Origin of the sequence: Kitasatospora sp. NPDC051170, assembly GCF_044455705.1 — a bacterium.
Taxonomy (GTDB): Bacteria; Actinomycetota; Actinomycetes; order Streptomycetales; family Streptomycetaceae; genus Kitasatospora.
Genome location: NZ_JBITFA010000003.1, coordinates 461,421 through 480,979 on the forward strand (window position 1 = coordinate 461,421; position 19,559 = coordinate 480,979).

Annotated in this window: 21 protein-coding genes and 1 pseudogene; 13 read left to right on the top strand and 9 right to left on the bottom strand. The window is 74.3% G+C overall.

All coding sequences use genetic code 11. The annotated features are described in order from the left end of the window. Nucleotides 1-55 precede the first annotated feature (55 nt). On the bottom strand, nucleotides 56-886 hold the full coding sequence (locus ACIBCA_RS09085; RefSeq protein ID WP_396282186.1) for an oxidoreductase: 831 nt from the start codon (nucleotides 884-886) through the stop codon (nucleotides 56-58). Between the two features lie 93 nt (nucleotides 887-979). Between ACIBCA_RS09085 and ACIBCA_RS09090 the strand changes: the two genes are divergently transcribed. Both ACIBCA_RS09090 and ACIBCA_RS09095 read left to right on the top strand, forming a co-directional pair. Beyond that, a complete protein-coding gene (locus ACIBCA_RS09090) occupies nucleotides 980-1,882 on the top strand; it encodes a LysR family transcriptional regulator (RefSeq protein WP_396282187.1) in 903 nt (300 codons plus the stop codon). Further along, a pseudogene (locus ACIBCA_RS09095) lies at nucleotides 1,858-2,058 on the top strand (hypothetical protein); the annotation flags it as partial. The gene ACIBCA_RS09090 and the pseudogene ACIBCA_RS09095, both read left to right, overlap by 25 nt. 93 nt (nucleotides 2,059-2,151) lie before the next feature. Here the strand turns inward: ACIBCA_RS09095 and ACIBCA_RS09100 are convergent. Continuing rightward, nucleotides 2,152-2,793, bottom strand: coding sequence for a flavin reductase family protein (locus ACIBCA_RS09100; protein ID WP_396282188.1), 642 nt, complete (start codon nucleotides 2,791-2,793; stop codon nucleotides 2,152-2,154). Nucleotides 2,794-3,067: 274 nt separating this feature from the next. Between ACIBCA_RS09100 and ACIBCA_RS09105 the strand changes: the two genes are divergently transcribed. Together ACIBCA_RS09105 and ACIBCA_RS09110 are read left to right on the top strand one after the other, a co-directional pair. Beyond that, on the top strand, nucleotides 3,068-3,910 hold the full coding sequence (locus ACIBCA_RS09105; RefSeq protein WP_396282189.1) for a hypothetical protein: 843 nt from the start codon (nucleotides 3,068-3,070) through the stop codon (nucleotides 3,908-3,910). 194 nt (nucleotides 3,911-4,104) lie between these two features. Continuing rightward, nucleotides 4,105-5,241 carry a serine hydrolase domain-containing protein gene (locus tag ACIBCA_RS09110; protein WP_396282190.1) on the top strand — a complete coding sequence of 379 codons (1,137 nt, stop codon included), beginning with the start codon at nucleotides 4,105-4,107 and terminating at the stop codon, nucleotides 5,239-5,241. On the opposite strand, the gene ACIBCA_RS09115 is transcribed toward ACIBCA_RS09110, so the two are convergent. Continuing rightward, a complete protein-coding gene (locus ACIBCA_RS09115; protein ID WP_396282191.1) occupies nucleotides 5,222-5,713 on the bottom strand; it encodes an Lrp/AsnC family transcriptional regulator in 492 nt (163 codons plus the stop codon). The two genes, ACIBCA_RS09110 and ACIBCA_RS09115, sit on opposite strands and share 20 nt — an antisense overlap. Before the next feature lie 94 nt (nucleotides 5,714-5,807). Between ACIBCA_RS09115 and ACIBCA_RS09120 the strand changes: the two genes are divergently transcribed. Next, on the top strand, nucleotides 5,808-6,620 hold the full coding sequence (locus tag ACIBCA_RS09120) for an LLM class flavin-dependent oxidoreductase (RefSeq protein ID WP_396282192.1): 813 nt from the start codon (nucleotides 5,808-5,810) through the stop codon (nucleotides 6,618-6,620). After that, nucleotides 6,617-7,054: a nucleoside deaminase gene (locus tag ACIBCA_RS09125; RefSeq protein ID WP_396282193.1), complete on the top strand. Its 438-nt coding sequence runs from the start codon at nucleotides 6,617-6,619 to the stop codon at nucleotides 7,052-7,054. Before ACIBCA_RS09120 ends, ACIBCA_RS09125 begins: the two co-directional genes overlap by 4 nt. Nucleotides 7,055-7,101: 47 nt before the next feature. Here ACIBCA_RS09125 and ACIBCA_RS09130 read toward each other — a convergent pair whose 3' ends face one another. Both ACIBCA_RS09130 and ACIBCA_RS09135 read right to left on the bottom strand, forming a co-directional pair. Beyond that, nucleotides 7,102-7,782 carry a TetR/AcrR family transcriptional regulator gene (locus tag ACIBCA_RS09130; RefSeq protein ID WP_396282194.1) on the bottom strand — a complete coding sequence of 227 codons (681 nt, stop codon included), beginning with the start codon at nucleotides 7,780-7,782 and terminating at the stop codon, nucleotides 7,102-7,104. Between the two features lie 110 nt (nucleotides 7,783-7,892). Beyond that, complete coding sequence (locus ACIBCA_RS09135; RefSeq protein ID WP_396282195.1) at nucleotides 7,893-8,660, bottom strand: SDR family NAD(P)-dependent oxidoreductase; 768 nt, start codon at nucleotides 8,658-8,660, stop codon at nucleotides 7,893-7,895. Nucleotides 8,661-8,758: 98 nt separating this feature from the next. Between ACIBCA_RS09135 and ACIBCA_RS09140 the strand changes: the two genes are divergently transcribed. Then, entirely contained in the window at nucleotides 8,759-9,430 is a 672-nt protein-coding gene (locus ACIBCA_RS09140) for an NAD(P)-dependent oxidoreductase (RefSeq protein WP_396282196.1), read from the top strand. Between the two features lie 143 nt (nucleotides 9,431-9,573). Next, a complete protein-coding gene (locus tag ACIBCA_RS09145) occupies nucleotides 9,574-10,437 on the top strand; it encodes a hypothetical protein (RefSeq protein ID WP_396282197.1) in 864 nt (287 codons plus the stop codon). Between the two features lie 203 nt (nucleotides 10,438-10,640). On the opposite strand, the gene ACIBCA_RS09150 is transcribed toward ACIBCA_RS09145, so the two are convergent. The 4 genes from ACIBCA_RS09150 to ACIBCA_RS09165 all read right to left on the bottom strand — a co-directional run bounded on the left by ACIBCA_RS09150 (nucleotide 10,641) and on the right by ACIBCA_RS09165 (nucleotide 13,918). Next, entirely contained in the window at nucleotides 10,641-11,138 is a 498-nt protein-coding gene (locus tag ACIBCA_RS09150) for a hypothetical protein (protein ID WP_396282198.1), read from the bottom strand. 43 nt (nucleotides 11,139-11,181) lie between these two features. Beyond that, nucleotides 11,182-11,568, bottom strand: a complete 387-nt coding sequence (locus ACIBCA_RS09155; RefSeq protein ID WP_396282199.1) for a VOC family protein — start codon at nucleotides 11,566-11,568, stop codon at nucleotides 11,182-11,184. Between the two features lie 63 nt (nucleotides 11,569-11,631). Further along, on the bottom strand, nucleotides 11,632-12,117 hold the full coding sequence (locus ACIBCA_RS09160; protein ID WP_396282200.1) for a YbaK/EbsC family protein: 486 nt from the start codon (nucleotides 12,115-12,117) through the stop codon (nucleotides 11,632-11,634). A 7-nt stretch (nucleotides 12,118-12,124) separates the two neighbouring features. Continuing rightward, nucleotides 12,125-13,918, bottom strand: a complete 1,794-nt coding sequence (locus ACIBCA_RS09165; RefSeq protein ID WP_396282201.1) for a 2-isopropylmalate synthase — start codon at nucleotides 13,916-13,918, stop codon at nucleotides 12,125-12,127. Between the two features lie 195 nt (nucleotides 13,919-14,113). Here ACIBCA_RS09165 and ACIBCA_RS09170 point away from each other — a divergent pair, with 195 nt between their 5' ends. The 5 genes from ACIBCA_RS09170 to ACIBCA_RS09190 all read left to right on the top strand — a co-directional run bounded on the left by ACIBCA_RS09170 (nucleotide 14,114) and on the right by ACIBCA_RS09190 (nucleotide 19,543). After that, nucleotides 14,114-14,809, top strand: a complete 696-nt coding sequence (locus tag ACIBCA_RS09170) for a FadR/GntR family transcriptional regulator (protein WP_396282202.1) — start codon at nucleotides 14,114-14,116, stop codon at nucleotides 14,807-14,809. 541 nt (nucleotides 14,810-15,350) lie between these two features. Next, nucleotides 15,351-17,933 carry a nitrate- and nitrite sensing domain-containing protein gene (locus ACIBCA_RS09175; protein ID WP_396282404.1) on the top strand — a complete coding sequence of 861 codons (2,583 nt, stop codon included), beginning with the start codon at nucleotides 15,351-15,353 and terminating at the stop codon, nucleotides 17,931-17,933. Continuing rightward, nucleotides 17,930-18,388, top strand: coding sequence for a roadblock/LC7 domain-containing protein (locus ACIBCA_RS09180; protein ID WP_396282203.1), 459 nt, complete (start codon nucleotides 17,930-17,932; stop codon nucleotides 18,386-18,388). The genes ACIBCA_RS09175 and ACIBCA_RS09180 overlap by 4 nt, the downstream gene beginning before the upstream one ends. Nucleotides 18,389-18,393: 5 nt before the next feature. Then, complete coding sequence (locus ACIBCA_RS09185) at nucleotides 18,394-18,960, top strand: DUF742 domain-containing protein (protein ID WP_396282204.1); 567 nt, start codon at nucleotides 18,394-18,396, stop codon at nucleotides 18,958-18,960. A gap of 4 nt (nucleotides 18,961-18,964) precedes the next feature. Next, nucleotides 18,965-19,543 carry a GTP-binding protein gene (locus ACIBCA_RS09190; protein WP_396282205.1) on the top strand — a complete coding sequence of 193 codons (579 nt, stop codon included), beginning with the start codon at nucleotides 18,965-18,967 and terminating at the stop codon, nucleotides 19,541-19,543. Nucleotides 19,544-19,559: the final 16 nt, after the last annotated feature.

Below are 19,559 nucleotides of genomic sequence, written 5' to 3' on the forward strand. Positions count from 1 at the left end.
CGAGGAGCCGCTCAGGGCGCGTCAGGCGTCGAAGCCCGTCGGATGTGGAAGCCCCTCAGGCGTCGAAGCCGGTGGCCCGGGAGCGCTTCTCCCAGGCGAGGACGTCCTCGCGGACCTGGTCGAGGTGGCCGAGGACGCCGTCGACCCCGTCCTCGCCGAGGGGCAGCCGCAGCGGGGTGTGCTCGGCGTCCAGTGCGGCCAGGATGACCGCCGCGGCCTTCCGCGGGTCGCCGGGCTGGGCGCCGTCCCCGCCGGAGACGAACGCGCGGGTCTCGGCGACGCGGGAGTAGAGCCCGGTGTCCCCGCTGACCCCGGCGCGGCCGGTGTCGAACAGCGAGGTCCGGAAGGCGCCCGGCTCCACGATGAGCACCTTGACGCCGAACTCCCGCACCTCGTCGGCGAGCGCCTCGGAGAGGCCCTCCAGGGCGAACTTCGTGCCGCTGTAGGCGCCGAAGCCCGCGAAGGACAGCTGGCCGCCCACGCTGCTCATCTGCACGATCGCGCCCGAGCGCCGCTCCCGCATGTGCGGCAGCACGGCCCGGGTGAGAGCCGCCGGGCCGAAGACGTGCACGTCGAAGAGGGCGCGCAGCTCCGCGTCGGAGGTCTCCTCGACGGCGCCGACGTGCGTGCGGCCCGCGTTGTTGACCAGCACGTCGATCCGCCCGTGCCGGGCCAGGACGTCCTGGACGGCGCCCTCGATCGCGGCGGTGTCGGTGACGTCCAGGCGCAGCGCCTCCACCTGGTCGGGGTGGGCGGCCCGCAGGTCGTCCAGGGCGGCCGGGTTGCGGGCCGCGCCGATCACCACGTCACCGGCGGCGACGGCCGCCTCCAGGATCGCCCGACCGAAACCACTGCTCGCCCCGGTGACCAGCCACACCTTGTTCACGGCAACTCCCTTTGCTCGGTGATCTCCTGACACCGATCATGCTGCCGCCGAATCGCCTTGCCCGTCCAAGACCCGTGGTGATAGCCAACGGTCATGACCATGGACGTCCACGGGCGCGACCTGCGCTACTTCCTCGCCGTCGCCGAGGAGCTGCACTTCACCCGCGCCGCCGAGCGGCTGTACGTGTCGCAGCCCGCGCTCAGCAAGCAGATCCGGGCACTGGAGCGGCGGTTGGGCGTGGAGCTGTTCCGCCGCGACCGGCACGCGGTGGCGCTGACGGCCGCCGGCGCGGCCCTGCTGCCGCACGCGGGCCGGGTGCTGGCCGCCTGGGAGGAGGGCGCGGCGGCGGTGGAGGCGGCCAAGGCGGAGCAGCGCAGCACGCTGGTGGTGGGCATGAGCACCAGCCCGGCCCGCGGGGGCCTGCTCCCCGCCGTCCGCTCCCGCTTCGGCGCCGAGCACCCGCAGACCGTCACCCGGCTGCGGCAGGTGAGCTGGGAGGACCCGACGGCCGGTCTGGCGCAGGGCCTGGCGGACGTCGCCTTCGTCTGGCTGCCGCTGCCGGACGAAGAACGCTACGACTGGACGGTGGTCGCCGAGGAGCCCCGCCTGATCGCGCTGCCGGCGGCGCACCCGCTGGCCGCCCGCGCCGAGATCGACTTCGCCGACCTGCTCGACGAGCCCTTCCTCGCCCTGCCGCCGAGCGCGGGCCCGCTGCGCGACCACTGGCTGGCCCTGGACGCCCGGGGCGGGCGTCCGCCGCGCGTCGGCGCCGAGATCGCGGGCACGGAGGAGACGTACGAGGCGCTGATCGCGGGCCTGGGCGTCTGCCTGGTGGCGGAGGGCAACGCGGCGCTGCTCGCCCTGGGCGGGGTGGTCACCCGCCCGGTCCGGGGCGTGGGCGGCAGCCGCTACGTCCTGGCCTGGCGCCGGGAGGACGGGGAGCGGCCGCTGGTGCGGGCGTACGCGCGGGCGTGCCGGGCGACGGTCGGCGGATAGGGCGTGTCCTTCGGGTCGCTGCGCGAATCCTTTTCGGCGGCCCGTGCCTCTTATGGGCATGTCATGAGCGGGCATGTCGCGAGCGGGCATGTCGTGAGCGCACCGGTGGAGACCGGGCGCGGAATGCGGAGGACGCGGCGCAGGAGGCCCTGATCATCCTGTACCGCAGGATCGGGAGGCTGCGGGCCTCCGGCGCCCCGGCGTCCTGGACGTTCCGGATCGTGCGCAACGAGTCCCCGCCGACCGGACCGCAGCCAAGGTCGGCTCGCTCAGCGTGCCGGAGCGGACGGGCTGAGCCGGTGGGGCATGTTCCACCCCTCGGCGAGGGCCGAGGGGTGGACGTTGTGCCCGCCGCCGAAGTACTCGCAGAACTTCATGATCAGCGGGTCCCAGCCGAACGGGTCCACGTGGTGCGTCCCCGGCAGCACCAGGTCCTCCTCGACGTGGACGCGCTGCACCTCCACCTCGAAGGCGGTCAGCTTCTGGTCGCTGACGAACGCGTGCGCCGCGACCACCGTGCACTCCAGCTGGATCGGGCACTCCGCCACCCTGGGGGCCGCGACCGTCTCCGACGCCTGGGCCGTCAGCCCGGCGGCCCCGAACTTGTCCGGCTCGTAGCGGTAGCCCCGCTCCAGCCTGGTCTGCGACAGCACCGGGTTCCCCGTGGTGAGCGCGATCCGGTCCACGGCGTCCACCATCTCCGAGGACGGCAGGTTGAGCACGCACTCCCCCGCCCGCAGCAGGTTCTCCGCCGTCCGGCTGCTGTTGCCCAGCCCGATCGTCCCGGACCGCCCCAGCCACCAGACGGAGGAGTTCGGGGCGAGGTTCGGGCTCCCGTCCTCGTTGAGCGAGCTGATCAGGACCACCGGCGTACCGAAGTACAGCACCTTGAGCCCGGGCACGACGTGCATGGGGGAACACCTTCCGCAGAACGTGGACGAACGGGCCCGCGTTCACCGACCGCGAGCCGTCACCGACTCTGCCCGCGCCCGCCGGGGTGCCGCTGGCGGTAATCCGACCTCGCGTTCCCGGTCCCGGCCGCCGATGCCGGGGAAGGCCGGGAGAGGCCGGGGGAGGCCAGGGTCGGCCTTGGCGAATTCCGGCCACTGTCCGCACACGGACCGGCAGTTGCCCTACTGTCGTGCTCGCCCGAGATCGACCGCGTCAGCCCGTCCGAGGAGTCCCATGGCCGACACCGTCACGTCCCTCGCCTCCCACCTGCACGAGATCCTGGTGGCCGAACTGAGCAGCGCCCCGGTGGCCGCCGCGATACCCGGGCAGGGGGCGTTCGCCGACATCGCGCGGGCCTTCCTCGGGGCGCCGCAGGGCGTGGACGTGGCGGCCGGGCTGCGGGACGTGATCGCCCGGGCCTCCGTCCTCGGGCCGGACGCGGCCTGGCTGGTGGCCGCCGGGCACAGCGGGCTCTCGGGGCTGGCGTTCAAGGCGCGGCAGACCGACGCGATGCTGTACCACCTCGACCAGGCCGTCACGTACGGGTTCAACGACTGCCTGGCGCTCCACGCCCAGCCGCTGCGCGCCTTCCACCAGGACCCGCGGTTCCGGGCGAGCTACCAGCGCATCCGCATCACCCTCGCGGACCTCGACGAGATCACCTGGGCGCACCGGGAGCTGGTGCTCATGTCGCGGGACGCGAGCCGGGCGGCCGTCGACAACGTCGGCCGCCGTGACACCGGCATCTCGGCCCTCCCCCAGGCGCCGCTGCCGACCCGGGTGCCCGACACCGCCGGCGTGCTGATCACCCGGGTCGAACTCTCCGCCGCGCAGACCGCGTTGCAGCGGGCGGCGATCAAGGCGGAGACCAGCCGGGCCTCCGGGAACGTCTCGCTCAGCCTCGTCAGCGACGACTGGGACTACGCCGGTGCCCGCCGCGACGCCTGGCGCGCCGACGAGCTCGACACCTACCGCCAACAGGCTTCCGCGGCGCGGGCGTTCGTGGAGCGGCCGGGGGTGAGCACGCTGGTCATCCCGTGCCCGCCGCTGGGCTCGCTGGCCCATCCGGCGGGCTGAGCGGCGGGCGGGGCTCCCCCGTACGGGCGAGGCGGTGAATCACCGGCGTCGGCGATCCGCGACCAGGCGGGCGCTCGGCAGGATCTTCCCTGTCGAAGTCGAAGCGGTCGAGGCGGTCGAAGCCGTCGAAGCCGTCGAAGCCGCCGACACCGACGAAGCCCGAAGTCAGCGCCCCGCCAAGGAGACCAGCCGCCGTGAACCGCCGCCGCACCGCCCGCCTCGCCACCGTCCTGCTCGCCGCCGCCTCCTCCCTGCTGCCGCTCTCCGCACCGGCGTTCGCCTCCCCGGCTGCCGCCCCCGGCGTCACCGACCGGGCCGCGCTGCAGAAGGCGCTGGACGAGGTGGTCGCGGACGGCGTGCCCGGGGCCGTCGTCGAGGTGCGGGACGCCCGCGGCGTCTTCCGTACGGGCAGCGGCGTCGCCGACCTGGCGAGCGGCCGCCCCGCCAAGCCCGGGGAGCGGTTCCGGGCGGGCAGCGTCACCAAGAGCTTCGTCTCCACCGTCGTCCTGCAGCTGGTCGACGAGGGCCGCCTCGGGCTGGACGACCCGATCGAGAGCGAGCTGCCGGGCCTGGTCCCGAACGGCGAGCACATCACGGTGCGCCAACTGCTGGGCCACACCAGTGGCCTGTACGACTTCACCGACGAGCTGCGCAAGCGCCCCGACCCGATCCGCGGCGCGCGGACCGCCACCTACACGCCGCTCGAGCTGGTCGCGATGTCCACCGCGCACGGCCCGCTGTTCGCGCCCGGCACGTCCTGGTCGTACAGCAACACCAACTACACCGTGCTCGGCCTGCTGGTCGAGCGCCTGACCGGCCGCCCGCTCGGCGAGGAGATCGGCCGCCGCATCCTGCGCCCGCTGCACCTGACGAACACCTCCTACGCCACCACCGCCCAGCTCACCGGCCCCCACCTGAACGGCTACGAGTGGCTGGACGGCCCGGACGCCGCCCCCACCGACCTGACCGTCTTCAACCCCGCCATCCTCTGGGGCTCCGGCGCGATGATCTCCACCACCGCCGACCTCGACCGCTTCTACCGCGCCCTCCTCGGCGGCGACCTCCTGCCCGCCGCCCTACTCGCCCAGATGCGGGACGGACGCACCATCGGCACCGACGGCCGCGCCTACGGCCTGGGCCTGGAGTCCCGCACCTACTGCCCGAACACCCCCGCCTGGGGCCACACCGGCAGCGTCCCCGGCTACGAGACCTTCAGCTTCACGACGGCGGACGGGAAGCGGCAGGTCACCCTCTCCCTCAACCGCAACCTCACCGCCACCCCGCAGACCGACGCGGCGATCAACCGCGTCCTCACCGCGGGTCTGTGCTGACCGCAGGCCGGGCCGGGCCGCGCAGGGGGAGGGTGCGGCGGTAGACGACGCTGGTGGTGGTGCTGCCGAAACCCGCGAGTTCGTCGACGAGGGTCTCCAGGTGTTCCATCGAGGTGGCGGCGATCTTGAGGGTGTAGCAGTCGTCGCCGGTGGTGCGCAGGCACTCGAGGATCTCGCGGCGTTCGGCGAGCAGGCGGCGCAGCGGGTCGTGGCGGTTGCCGGGGTACTTGAGGCGGACGACGGCGAGGACGGGGTAGCCGACCTTCGAGAGGTCGACGGTGGCGTGGTAGCCGGTGATGACGCCGGCGGACTCCAGGTTCCTCACCCGTTCGGTGGTGGCGGAGGGGCTGAGGTTGACGCGCCGGCCCAGTTCGCTGAGGGAGATCCGGGCCTCCTGCTGGAGCTGTTCGAGGATCGCCCAGTCGGTGTCGTCCAGGGCCGGAACGGGGGCCTGGGAGGGATTCACGGTCATGGCAGGAATCTACCGGGGATTCCCCTGCACGACCCCGCGATCACCAGGAGGAATCCGTTCCGCCTGCCATGATCACGGGGATAGCCTCCTCGGCATGCACCTTGGCGTCAACGTCCCGAACTTCGGGCCCGGCACCGACCCCGGACTGCTGCGCGACTGGGCGCGGGTGGTGGAGGGCCTCGGCTACGACCTGCTCATGCTCTCCGACCACGTCGCGATCACCCCGGACGTGGCGGTGCGCTACCCGGAGCCGTTCTACGAGCCGTTCACCGCGCTGTCCTGGCTGGCCGGTGTCACCGGCACGATCCGGCTCGGCACGACCGTCCTGATCGTCCCCTACCGGCACCCGCTGCTGATCGCCCGGATGGCGGGCAACCTGCAGCGCCTCAGCGGGGGCCGGCTCGTCCTCGGCGTGGGCGTCGGCTGGGCGCGGCAGGAGTTCGACGCGCTCGGCGTGCCGTACGCCCGGCGCGGGCGGATCACCGACGAGCACCTCACCGCCGTCCAGGACGCGTGGTCCGAGGAGACGGGCCTGCCGCACGTGCCGCTCTGGGTGGGCGGGCACAGCCCGGCGGCCCTGCGGCGGGTCGTGCGGTTCGGCGACGCCTGGCACCCGCTGCGGCTGTCCCTGGAGCAGATGCGCGGGATCCTGGCCGAGCACGAGCTGCCGGGATTCGCGCCGCGCCTCGCGTTCCGGCTCACCGACGCCCCGGTGGACGACCCGGAGCGGCCGGCCGGCGTCGGCAGTCTCGATCAGGTCCTCGCCGACCTGCACCGGCTGCGCGAACTCGGCGCCGCCACCGTCGTCCTCGACCCGTACCACGGCGACCCCGACGAGACCCTCCGGCCCGAGCGGCCCTGGCGGGACCTCGCCGAGGTGGCCGCCCACTGGAAGGCAGCATCGTGATCACCACCGCCGACGAGATCCTCCTGCGCCGCGCCGTCGCCGTCGCGGCCGCCGCCGTCGACGAGGGCGACGCCCCGTACGGCTCGCTGCTCGCCGCGGCGGACGGCACCATCCTCGCCGAGGCCCACAACACCGTGCGGCGCGACGACGACATCACCGCCCACCCCGAGCTCAAGCTCGCCCGCTGGGCCGCCCGCGTCCTCGCCCCGGGGGCGGCCGCCTCCGTGACGATGTACACCAGCTGCCAGCCCTGCGGCATGTGCGAAGGGGCGCTGGTGCGTTCGGGCATCGGGCGGGTGGTGTACGCGCTGGCGACGGAGCAACTCGTCGCCCTGAACCCGGAGTCGGGCGCCTGGCCGGTGGTGGCGCAGGACGGGCCCGCGCTGTTCGAGGAGGCGCGGGTGCCCATCGAGCGGTACTACCACGGGGGTTGACGGGCGCTGCCGTGGTCCCGCCCTCCGGAGGGGAAGGGCGGGGCGCGTCAGCTCGCGGGTTGGCCGCGCTCTCCGGGTGCGCCGGGTGCGCCGGGTTCGACGGGTGCGCCGAGGGCGGCGCGGGCGAGCCGGGTGACGGCCGGGACGGCGGCCTCGATGGACCCGATGGCCTCGATGGACCCGAGGGACGGGCTCTCGGGAGCCGCCGACGGGGATTCGGACGCGAGGGCGTCGAAGGTTTCGAAGGAGGTCAGGATGTGCAGCAGTGCGGCGGCGTCGGACGGGGCGCCCGGCAGCCGGCCGGCGAGGACGGCGGCGCCCTGGCGGCGGCGGGCGTCGCGCTCGGCGATGACCCGGCCCACCTCCTCGTCGAGGGCGCCGAGGGCGCGCAGTCGTCGGGTGCAGGCCGGGTCGACCGACCAGAAGCCGGCCATGACCTCGACGAAGCGGTCCACCGCCGTCCAGGGGTCGGGGTGCCCGAACGCCTCGGCGAGGCGGGCCATGCCGCCCTCGGCGGCGAGGGCGTCGCAGAGGGCCTCCAGGAGTCCCGTCTTGGACTTGTACTGGTAGTAGACGGTCGCGCGGGCGACGTCGGCGCGGCGGGCGACGGCGTCGAGGGAGAGGGCCCCGCTCTCGGTGAGCTGGGCCCTCGCGGCCGCGACGATCCGGGCCCTGGTCTCGTCGACCTCGGCCTGCCGCTGTCCCATCCGGTACGACCGGGGGCTCATCCCGTCCTCCTCCGCCCTGCCACCACGTGTGCGTCGTGCGTCCTGCGTCGGAAGTATCCCCGATCGCGCCCTCGGGGCGCGTCACGGCCGGTGGTGCCGGTGGTGCGCGATCACATGATGACCCGGCCGCCGCTGACGTCCAGGGTCTGGCCGGTGATCCAGGAGGACGCCTCGGAGGCCAGGAAGAGCGTGGCCTCGGCGATGTCCTCGGGCTCGCCGAGCCGCCCGAGCGGGTGCGCGGCGGCCACGGCCGCCTGCACCTCGGGCGGCATCCGCTCGGCGGTGATCTCCGTGCGGACGGCGCCGGGCGCGATCGCGTTGACCCGCACGCCCCGGCCGGCGACCTCCAGGGCCAGGTGGCGGGTGAACATCAGCACCCCCGCCTTGGCGGCCGCGTAGGCGGCGGAGGAGCCGCCGGGCAGCCGTCCGGCCGTCGAGGCCATGGTGACGATCGAGCCGGCGCCGCGTTCCAGCAGGCCCGGCAGGAACGCGTGGACGGTGAGGAAGGTGGCGTGGAGGTTGCCGTCCACCACCGAGCGCCAGTGCTCCTCCGTCTCCCGGACGGTGGGCACGGGGTAGCCGTTGCCCCCGGCGAAGGCGGCGAGGACGTCGACCGGGCCGAGTTCGTCCTCGATCCGCTCGACGGCGGCGGCGAGGGCCGCCGCGTCGGTGCAGTCGGCGACCAGGCCGAGGGCCTTGGTGCCCCCGAGTCCGTGCAGCTCGGCGGCGACGGCTGCGAGCGCCTCCTCGTCGCGGCCGAGGACGGCGACGACGGCTCCCTGGCGGGCGAAGGCGCGTGCGGTCTCCGCGCCGATACCCCGGCTTCCCCCGGTGACGACGACGACCTTGCCGGCCAGGTCGGTGTGCTGAACTCCCATGTGCGTTCGCTCCTTCGGGCTTGCGCTGGCTGTCCGCTACTGGTTCTCTGTGGTGCAACTGATTCATTCATACAGTGCGTCTGAATGAATCACAAGCCATGCAGCCCATCGCAGACCCACCGCAGGAGGACACGATGAAGATCGCCGTCGTCGGCGCCACCGGACGCACCGGCCGCCTGGTCGTCGACCTCGCCCTCGCCGCCGGACACACCGTCACCGCCGTCGCCCGGGATCCCTCCAAGGTCCCGGCCTTCACCCACGGCACCCCGCTCACCGCCCGCGCCGACGTCGCCCAACCCGGTTCCCTGCACGAGGCGTTGGCCGGACAGGACGCCGTCGTCGCCGCACTCGGCACGGCCGGGCGCGGAGCGACCACCGTCTTCTCCGACGGCGCACGGGAGTTGACCGCCGCCTGCGCCTCGGGCGACGTCCGGCACCTGGTCGCGATGAGCTCGGCCGGACTGGACACCTCCCGACTGCCCTTCGCCCAGCGGCTGGTGACCACCCTCGTCGTCGACCGGCTGTACCGGGAGATCCACCACGACCTCGCCCGGATGGAGGCCCTGCTCGCCGAGTCCGGCACCCCGTGGACGGTCGTGCGCGTGCCCATGCTCAAGGACGGGCCCGCGTCCGCCCACCCGCAGGTCGCGTACGACCGCCCGCTCCCCCGCGCCGGCACCGCCGCCCGCGCCACGGTGGCCGCGTGGATCCTCGGCCACCTGGGCGACGCGGAGACGTTCGGGAGGCTGGTGCACCTCTCCGACGGGTGATCGAACGTGCCCCTGACAGGTCCTGCTACAGAACGGCAACAGGTGGGGCAGGGCCTGGTCAGGCGGCTCGCGGCACCGGCATTCTTCACAACGGCAGCGCGAACCGTCCACCGCTGCCTCACCCCGCCTCCAGGAGTGCGCCGATGTACGAGCAGCCCGGCATGCCGCCCTCGGACCCCCGCAGACACACCACGCCCGTGCCTCCCGCACCGCCCGCACCTCCGACCGCGCCGGGATACGCGCCGGGATTCACACCGGCCCCCGGGTACTACGCGCCGCCGCCCCCACCGCCCAGGCCCTCGCGGACGTGGCTGTGGGTCACGCTCGGTGTGGCGGGCGGGGCACTGGTGGTCGGCACCGGCGCGTTCGCGCTCTCCGGCTCCGACGGGGACGGCGGCTCCAGGACCGCTAACGCGGCGCCGGTGGCGGGGAGTTCGGGAGGGGGTGCCGCACCCGCCGCCGGTGGCGCGGGCGGGAACGCCGGGGCGGGTAAGCCGCTGATGCGCTTACGGCTCCCGTCCGCGTTCCAGGGGCTGACGCGCAAGGACGACTACCCCGGGGTCGCCGACCTGCAGAAGATCGCGCAGGACGACTCCCCGGGTTCCGAGGTGAGGTTCACCGCCTATGTCGGCGGCCAGTTCGGCGAGTTGTACATGTCCGCGCTGACGGCCTCCCAGGATCACCCGTTCACCGAGGCGGAGCGCGGGCAGCAGTTGGCGGACGCCTTCCGCGTGAACCCGCTGAGTGACGTGAAGACCGTCCGGGGGCCGGTCCAGACCCTCGATCCCGGCCCGGCCGGTGGCAACCTCCAGTGCGCGACGTCGATCTCGACCCGCAGTCAGCCCGACGCCCTGGGGAACCGGGTGTACAGCGACGTGCAGTGCGTGCTGCTGGGCGTCAACACGGAGATCCGCATCGGTGAGAGCGAGGCGCTGTCCGGGATGAACATCTCCAAGGTCGCCGACGACCTCCGGAAGTTCCGGGCGGCGGCCGAGGTCTCGCGCTGACCCCGGCCGCCGCCCCGGCTCAGGCTGCCCGGCTCAGGCCGCCCGGTGCAGGACCAGGGGCAGGGTGCCGGACTCCTGGACGGCGGTGGTGAGCGAGGGACCGGCGGCGCAGCCGGTGGCGACCCAGGGCCGGGGGCCTTCGGTGTCGGCGTCGAGGACGGGCGCGGGGTGGCACTACGGAAGTAGTGGCACTACATCCGTAGTCACAGCGCGCGGGGAGGCGCCACCCGGGGATCGTCCCCCGCCGAGACCACCGCGCCGGCCGCCGCCCGCGTGCTCGCCGCCCAGGCCGTCACGTCTTCCGCCGACATGTAGGAGAGGCAGGAGGTGCAGTCCACCTCCAGGTAGTGCGCCGCGAACCCCCACTCGGTCTCGGTGGCGTCCGCCTCCGCGTCGCACCGGAAGTTCCCGACCAGTTCCTCCGGCACCAGCGCCCCGGTCGCCACGCGCTCGGCCGTCTCCCACACGTGGCAGCGCCAGGAGAGCCCGCACCCCGGCTCGGGGAGGCCCAGTTCGGCCAGTGCCGTACTCAGCAGGTCGATCAGTTCGGCCGGAGCCTCGTTGCGGGCCCGCCCGGCGAGGTCGCACAGGGCGGGCGAGTCCTCACCGGCGGCAAGCAGGTCGGCGGCGGCCATCGGCAGGTCTTCGGGCATCACCTGGCCGGCTCCGTGTCGCCAGGCCAGGGTGTAGACGGGGTCCATCCCGTCATCCTTTCGCACGCCAAACCCCACGGACGAGCGGTTTTCACACCGGCCGCACCCGTGCCCTCAACAGGCAGAACTCGTTCCCCTCCGGGTCGGCGAGGACGTGCCACGACTCCTCGCCGCTCTGCCCGACGTCCACGGGCACGGCGCCGAGGGCGAGCAGCCGCGCCAGTTCCGCCTCCTGGTCCCGGTCGGTGGGGCTGACGTCCAGGTGCAGCCGGAGCTTGCCGGCCCGGCGCGGGTCGGCGCTGGGGCTGATGACGACGGTGGGCAGCGGCCCGCCGAACCCGACGCCGGGCGGGCCGAGTTCGATGCTCCCGTCCTCCTCGCGGCCGACCTCGACGTAGCCGAGGACGGCGGCCCAGAAGACGGCCAGGCCCTCGGCGTCGGCGGCGTCGACGACCAATTCGCTGATGCGGCATGCCATGCCGGGCAGTCTAGGCCGCCCGTACGGAACGAGGATGCGTCCCGTACGGACGGCCCCGCGGGATCAGCCCGCCGTGACGGCCGTCGGTGTGCCGCCGGTGACGCGCAGCAGTTCGCCGTACGTCAGCGGCACCACGGTGTGCGGGTGTCCGGCGGCGGCCCAGAGGACCTCGTACCGTTCCAGCGCGGTGTCGACGACGGTGCGCAGCGGTGCCGGGTGCCCGGTGGGGGCGACGCCGCCGATGGCCTGGCCGGTGGCGGCGCGGACTTCGTCGGCGCCGGCCCGGGTGATCGGGCCGGTGCCGAGCGCGGTGGCCAGGTGGTCGGTGTCGACGCGGTGGGCGCCGCTGGTCATCACCAGCAGGGGTGCGCCGTCGCACCGGAAGACCAGGCTGTTGGCGATCGCGCCGACCTCGCAGCCGAGGGCGGCGGCGGCCTCGGCGGCGGTGCGGGCGGAGTCGGGCAGGACGACGATCTCGCCGGTGACGCCGGCCGCCGCGAGCGCCCGGGCGACGGCCTGGCTGCGGGCGGGGAGAGTGGAGTCGGTCATCTCCCCATCATGCCTTCCCGGTTGAGGAGGCCCGGGCCACGGCGCCCAGCACGGCCCGCACCCCCGCCGTCAGCACGGAGGTGTCCCGCCCGGCGCCCCAGGCGGCCGCGCCGCCGACCCGCGCCTCCACGTAGGCGACGGCCTCCGGCCCCGCGCCGAGGGCGTGTTCGGTGAAGGAGAGGATCTGCGCGCCCAACGCGTCGGCGACGGCGTCGAGCGGCCCGGTGCCGCTGCCGGTGCGTCCGTTGACCTCGGCGCGGTCGCCCTCGACGCTCCACGTCCAGTCGGCGGGGACGGCGTCCAGGTAGGCGGCGCGGAACAGCGCGTACAGTTCGGCCGCCGTCATCTCGCGCCCGCTGTCGTCGGTGGCCTCCTGCACGACGCGGGCGAAGTCGATCTGGAGGCGGCGCGGCAGGTCGAGGCCCTCGCCGGTCTGGAGCAGGTGGGCGATGCCGCCCTTGCCGGACTGGCTGTTGACGCGGATGACGGCCTCGTAGGAGCGGCCGAGGTCGGCCGGGTCGATCGGCAGGTAGGGCACGGCCCAGGGGGCTTCGCGCTCGGGCAGTCCGGCTTCGGCGGCGGTCCTGGCGTGGTGGGCGAAGCCCTTGCGGATGGCGTCCTGGTGGGTGCCGGAGAAGGCGGTGTGGACGAGGTCCCCGGCGTAGGGGTGGCGTTCGTGGACGGGCAGGCGGTTGCAGTGTTCGACGGTGCGGCGGATCTCGTCGATGTCGGAGAGGTCGAGCATCGGGTCGACGCCCTGGGTGTGGAGGTTCAGGGCGAGGGTGACGAGGTCGACGTTGCCGGTGCGCTCGCCGTTGCCGAACAGGCAGCCCTCGACGCGCTGGGCGCCCGCCAGGACGGCGAGTTCGGCGCAGGCGACGCCGGTGCCCCGGTCGTTGTGGGGGTGGACGGAGAGGATGACGGACTCGCGGCGTTCGAGGTGGCGGTCCACGTACTCGATCTGGTCGGCGTAGACGTTGGGCGTGGCGATCTCGACGGTGGCGGGCAGGTTGTGGATGACGGGCCGTTCGGGCGAGGCGTCCCAGAGCCGGGTGAGGCCGTTGCAGACCTCCAGGACGTAGTCGGGCTCGGTGAGGTTGAACACCTCGGGGGAGAACTGGAAGCGCAGGCCCTCCCGGTCGCCCGCGAGCCGGTCCATCCGCTGGGCGGCCTCGGTGATCAGGGCCCGGACGCCGTCGCGGTCCTTGCCGAGGACGACCTCGCGCCAGGTGGGGGCGGTGGCGGTGTAGAGGTGGACGACGACGCGGGGCAGGCCCCGGACGGACTCGAAGGTGCGGTCGATGAGGTCGGCGCGGGCGGCGGTGAAGACCACGACGGTGACGTCCTCGGGCACCGCGCCGGGGGTGGTGGCCAGGCGGCGGACGAAGTCGAAGTCGGTGCGGCTGGCGGAGGGGTAGCCGACCTCGATCTCCTTGAAGCCCATGGCCAGGAAGAGGTCGAACATGCGCTGCTTGCGCTGCGGGTCCATCGGCTCGGCGAGCGCCTGGTTGCCGTCGCGCAGGTCGACGGGCACCCACAGCGGCGCCCGTTCGATGCGGCGGCCGGGCCAGCGGCGCAGCAGGGCGGGCACCCGCACCCGCTCGTGGGCGGGCCGGTAGCGGTGGGAGGGCATGGCGCCGCCGCGCTGGGGGTTCCAGGCGGGGGCGGCGGCGGGGACGGGCCCGGCGGGGGTGCGCAGGGTCGGGAAGGCCGTGACCGGGAACGGTGTGGCGGGGAACGGTGTGGCGGGGAACGGTGTGGCGGGGAAGGGCGTGGCAGGGGAGGGTACGGCGGGTCGCATCGCGGGTTCCTTCGCATAGGGGTACCGGCGACCGGCAGGACGGCGCCCCGCAGCGGGGTGCCGGTCCGGTCAGACCCCGCTGCGGCCACCGAGAAGGAGTCCGCCCATGACGCCCCGGAGGGCGTGGTTCCATGCCTGCATGCCGGTAGAGTAGCCAGCAGACGACTCCTCAGACAACCTGACAGGTGAAGGAACATGACGACCCCGCTCCCCCCGCTGCGCCCCTCCCCCCTCGCCCAGCAGGCCGCCGAGCGGATCGAGCAGCAGATCCGCACCGCGGTCTGGCCGGTGGGCGGGCGGCTGCCGGGCGAGGTGGCGCTGGCCAAGGAGCTGGGCGTGGGCCGCTCGACCGTCCGGGAGGCGCTGCGCACCCTGGCCGCGGCGGGGATGGTGCAGAGCCGGCAGGGCTCGGGGGTGTTCGTGACGGCGGACCGGCCCGTCGAGGACTGGCCGGCGAGGCTGCGCCGGGCGGAGCTGGTGCACGTCTACGAGGTGCGCACGATGGTCGAGGTGCAGGCGTCCCGGCTGGCGGCGCTGCGCCGTACGGAGGCGGACCTGGTGGCGGTGGAGGCGGCGCTGGCGGCCCGGCAGGCGGCGGGCGAGGGGGACGACGCGGCGTTCGTGGACGCCGACATCGCCCTGCACACGGCGATCGTCGCGGCCGCCCACAACCCCGTACTGGACGACCTGTTCGCGCAGTTCGCCCCGGTGCTGCGGGAGCACCTGGTGGCGCTGGTGGGCGTGTTCGAGCTACGGGCGATGGACCGCAACCACGGGTACGCCGCGCACGCGGAGCTCGTCCGGGCGGTGCGCGAGGGCGACGCGGAGCGGGCGGGGCGGGTGCTGGCGGCGGAGCTGGAGGCCACCCGGGCGCGGCTGCTCACGGACTGAGACGGCGTCGGCCGGCTGGCGAGTTCCGGCCAGCGGCCCGGACGGACGGCGGAATCGTGTCACACAGTTTTCACACCCCGGCCATCCGTTGGCCGTGACCTGCCATGAAACTGTGTCAAGCCGTACGGAGCAAGCCTGCTTCGAATACGGATGGTCAACGAGCGGGTGACGTTGTGTCCGAACGGTGATCGAGTACGACTCGGGCGGCGAACACCCGTTCACCCGAATCACACGGTATGACTAATATCGCCTCGTCAGCTCGTCCCAACCGCCCCCGGCCGGTCAGCCCCCGCAAGGGCGGGCCGACAGTCCCTAGGAGTCAGCTCTGCGTGCGCGTGCGAATCGGCGGCCCCCGACGCCGAAGGCCCCCCGCAGGCGTCGTCCGCGCCTGACCCTGCGGGCGGCGCTGCTCGTCCTGGCCGTCGTCCCCAGCCTGGCCCTCGCCCTCCTGTGGGCCGTCACCAGCGGCGAGACCGTCGCCGACTTCAAGCGCCAGGCCGACCAGGGCCTGCTCGCGCAGAAGGCCGGCCAGCCGTCCAACATCGTCTACTACAACCTCCAGGAGGAGCGCCGGCTCACCGCCGAGGCGCTCGCCCGCCCCGGTGGCGACACCGGCCCGCTGCACCGTCAGCGCCTGGCCACCGACGAGGCGGTGAACCGCTTCCGGACCCTGTCCGGGGAGACCGCCGACAACGCCCCCGCCGAGGTGCGCGGCGCCGTCGCCGAGGCCCGGCAGGCGATGAACCGGCTGCCCGAACAGCGGGCCGCCGTCGACCGCGGCTCCGTCGACCAGCAGACCGTCTACGGCTACTACACCGACCTCATCGCCGTGGACCTGCGGCTGTTCACCGCGCTCAGCCACGTCGACAACGGCGAGGTCACCTGGGTCTCCAAGACCCTGGTCAACGCCTTCTGGGCCAAGGAGATGCTCGCCCGCGAGGACGCCGTCCTCGCCCGCGGCTGGCCCTCCGGGCGGCTCAGCGCCGCCGACTTCCAGCAGGTCCAGCTCGCCATCGGCGCCGGGGACCACCTCTTCGCCGTCCAGATCCTCCCCTACCTGCCCGAGGCCGAGGCCGGCACCTGGCGCGCGCTGATGAACAGCCCGGCCTGGCAGGCCAAGGCCGCCGTCGAGCAGCAGCTCACCCGGCCCGTCGCCGCCGAACCGGGCGGCGCGGTGCGGCTTCCCGCCGTCCAGGACCAGTGGCGCCAGGCCGTCGACCAGCTCAACCCCCAGCTGGTCGGCGCCATCGAGACCCGCACCGAGGGCATCGTCGAGGTCGGCAAGGGCACCATCACCGGCCTGCTCGTCAGGGTCGTCCTCACCACCGTCGTCGGCCTCGTCACCGTCGTCGCCGTCGTCGTCGCCAGCTGGCGGATCAGCCGCTCCCTGCGCCGTCGCGTCGCCGACCTGCACGGCCAGGCCGAGGAGATGAGCCGCACCCTGCCCGAGGCCGTCGACCGGCTCGGGCGCGGCGAGCGCCTCGACGCCGAGACCGTCACGCCCGCCGTCGCCGACGAGGGCCGGCGCGACGAGCTCGCCCGGCTCGGCCAGGCCCTCAACCTCGCCCGCTCCTCCGCCCTCGCCGCCGCCGTCCGCCAGGCCGAGCAGCACCGCGGCTTCGAGCGGCTCCTCCAGCGCATCGCCCGCCGCACCCAGCTGCTGATCGGCCGCCAGCTGCGCAAGCTCGACGAACTGGAGCGCAAGCACGAGGACCCGGAGGTCCTGGAGGGCCTCTTCGACCTCGACCACCTCACCGCCCGGCTGCGCCGCTACGAGGAGAACCTCGTCATCATGGCCGGCGGCCAGCCGCAGCGGCGCTGGCGCAAGCCCGTCCCGCTGCTGGACGTGCTGCGCGCCGCGCAGGGTGAGGTGCCGGACTACCGCCGGATCATGATCGAGGTCGAGGGCCACCCCTGGCTCTCCGAACGGGCCGTCGGGCCCGTCGCCCACGTGATCGCCGAACTGATGGAGAACGCCACCACCTTCTCCAAGCCGCCCACCCCCGTGGAGGTCCGCGCCGCCATGGTCGGGCGCGGGCTGGCGATCGAGATCGAGGACCGGGGCCTGGGCATGGACCCGGACCAGTACGACGCCGCCAACCGGCTCATGGCGAGCCCGCCGCGCACCGACGTGCTCACCCGGGCCGACGACATCCGCCTCGGCTTCCACGTCATCGCCCGGCTCGCCGCGCACCACGGGCTGCGGATCGAGTTCCGGCCCTCCGCGTTCGGCGGCACCCGGGCGGTCGTCCTCGTGCCCGAGGAACTGGTCATCGACGGGGACACCGGGCTGCCGGTGTCCGCGGACGCCGTCGAGGAGCCGATCCCCCTGGTGCGGCAGTCGCGGCGCACGGTGCTCTCCGCGGCCACCGGCCCGAGCAGCCCGGAGGCGGACTCCCCGGAGGAGGCCGTCGCGCCCGCCGTGGCTCCGGTGGAGGTGTACCGCCGGCTGATCGCGGACGGCCTCGCCAAGCCCGCCCCCGCGAAGGCCCCCGCCGGGCCCGACTCCGGTGGGTTCGGCGGCTCCGGCGGTCTCGGCGGCCCCGGCGGCCCCGGCGTGTGCGAGGACGGCAAGGGGGGCGAGCAGGGCGCGGAGGTCGTCGAGCAGCCCATCCAGCACAGCTCGCCCATCTACCCGGACATCGCCTACGCCCGGGTCACCGACGCCGAGGCGCCGTACGCCGACGAGCAGTACCGCCCCGCCGACCACTACCGGCTCGCCGAACGGCGCAGGCGCGAGTACGCGCCCGCCGAGCCGCCCCCGCCGGTGCCCGTCATGGGCGGGCAGAAGCCGCTGCCCCAGCGGGTGCGCCAGGCCAGCCTGGCCGCCGAGCTGCGCGTGCCGCCGCCGTCCTCGCAGCAGTGGGTCGACCCGGCGCCGGAAGCGGCCGACGGTCCGGCCTGCCCGGCCCCGCACCCGGTGCGGCGCTCCGGCGCCGCCATCGGCGCCTTCCAGCGGCAGTCCCGGGCCGCGCGCGGCCGGGCCGGCTCCCCCGCCGTCACCCCTTCCCCCGTCTCCTTCATCTCCCCCGTCTCCCCCGCCGCAGCAGCAGCGTCGTCCGTGGACACCACCGCACCCACCGCGGACGCCGCCCGAACCACACGAACGGATGAGCAGCCATGAACCGCACCACCGCCACCCATCAGGACCTGGACTGGCTGCTGGACGGACTCGTCGACACCGTGCCCGGCACCCGCAACGCCGTCCTGCTCTCCGACGACGGCCTGGTGGTCAGCCACTCCGCGGGCATCGAGCGTGCCGACGCCGAGCGCCTCGCCGCCGTCGCCACCGGGCAACAGTCCCTCGCCCGGGGCGTCGGCCAGCTCTTCGACGGCGGGCCCGTGCACCAGGTGATCGTCGAGCTCGCCGAGTGCTGGCTGTTCGTCGTCGCCGCCGCCCAGGGCACCCACCTGGCCGTCATCGCCTCGCAGGAGGTGGACGCCGAGGTGATGTCGGTGGCCATGCACACCCTGGTCCAGCAGGTCGGGCAGAAGCTCGGCACCCCGGCGCGGGCCGGCTCCCCCTCCGAGCCCGCCGCCGCCTCCTTCGACGCCTTCGCCACGCGGAACCGGGCCTGAACCGGGTGGGCGGCCCGTACGGGGCCGAGCCTGACCGGGCCGAGCCTGACAGGGCCGCGCCGGGCGGCTCCGGGGCGGGCGGCTTCGAGGCGGGCGGCTCCGGGGCGGGCGGCTTCGAGGCGGGCGCCCTCGCGCGGCAGCAGCGCGAACGGGCGCCGCACTGGAGCGAGTTGGCCGAGGAGGAGGACGGGCAGGACGAGGCGGGCATCATGGTCCGCCCGTACACCATCACCCGCGGCCGCACCGCCCCCGACCGCGACGACCTCACCCTCATCACCGTGCTCACCACCGACGAGCCGGCCGCCGACGCCGCCCTCGCCCGCGCCGGCCGCTCCGGCACCCGCGCCCTCCAGCACGAGCACCGGCTGATCCTGGAACGCTGCCGCCGCCCCGCGGCCGTCGCCGAGGTCGCGGCCGGGCTCGACCTGCCGGTCTCGGTCACCAAGATCCTGCTGGGCGACCTCATCGCCCAGGGGCTCCTCAAGGCCCGGGCCCCCATCTCGGTGGCCCCCGCCGCCGGCATGGACACGGGCCTCCTCTCGGCCGTACGCGACGGACTCCGGAGACTCTAGAACCATGGCAACACCCCAGCCCGCGGCCCCCGCCGCGGTCAAGATCCTGGTCGCGGGCGGCTTCGGCGTGGGCAAGACCACGCTCGTCGGAGCCGTCAGCGAGGTCCCCCCGCTGCGCACCGAGGAGTACCTGACCCGGGCCGGCATCGGCGTGGACGACCTCGAGGGCATCGACCAGAAGGAGACCACCACCGTCGCCCTCGACTTCGGCCGGATCACCATCGGCCCGGAGCTGGTCGTCTACCTGTTCGGCACCCCCGGGCAGGAACGGTTCTGGTTCATGTGGAACGACCTGGTCAACGGCGCCCTCGGCGGCGTCGTCATCGCCGACACCCGGCGCCTGGAGACCAGCTTCGCGTCCATCGACTTCTTCGAGAGCCGCCGCATCCCCTTCGTCGTCGCCATCAACTGCTTCCACGGGGTCAACACCCGTACCCCGCAGGAGATCCGGGCCGCCCTCGACCTCGACCCGCAGGTGCCGATGCTCATCGGCGACGTGCGCGAACGCGCCTTCGGGCGGGATGTGCTGCTCGCCCTCGTCGACCATCTACTGGCGCTGGCCGCCGCCGCCCCGGCGCTCTGAACTCCCCTTTTCCTCA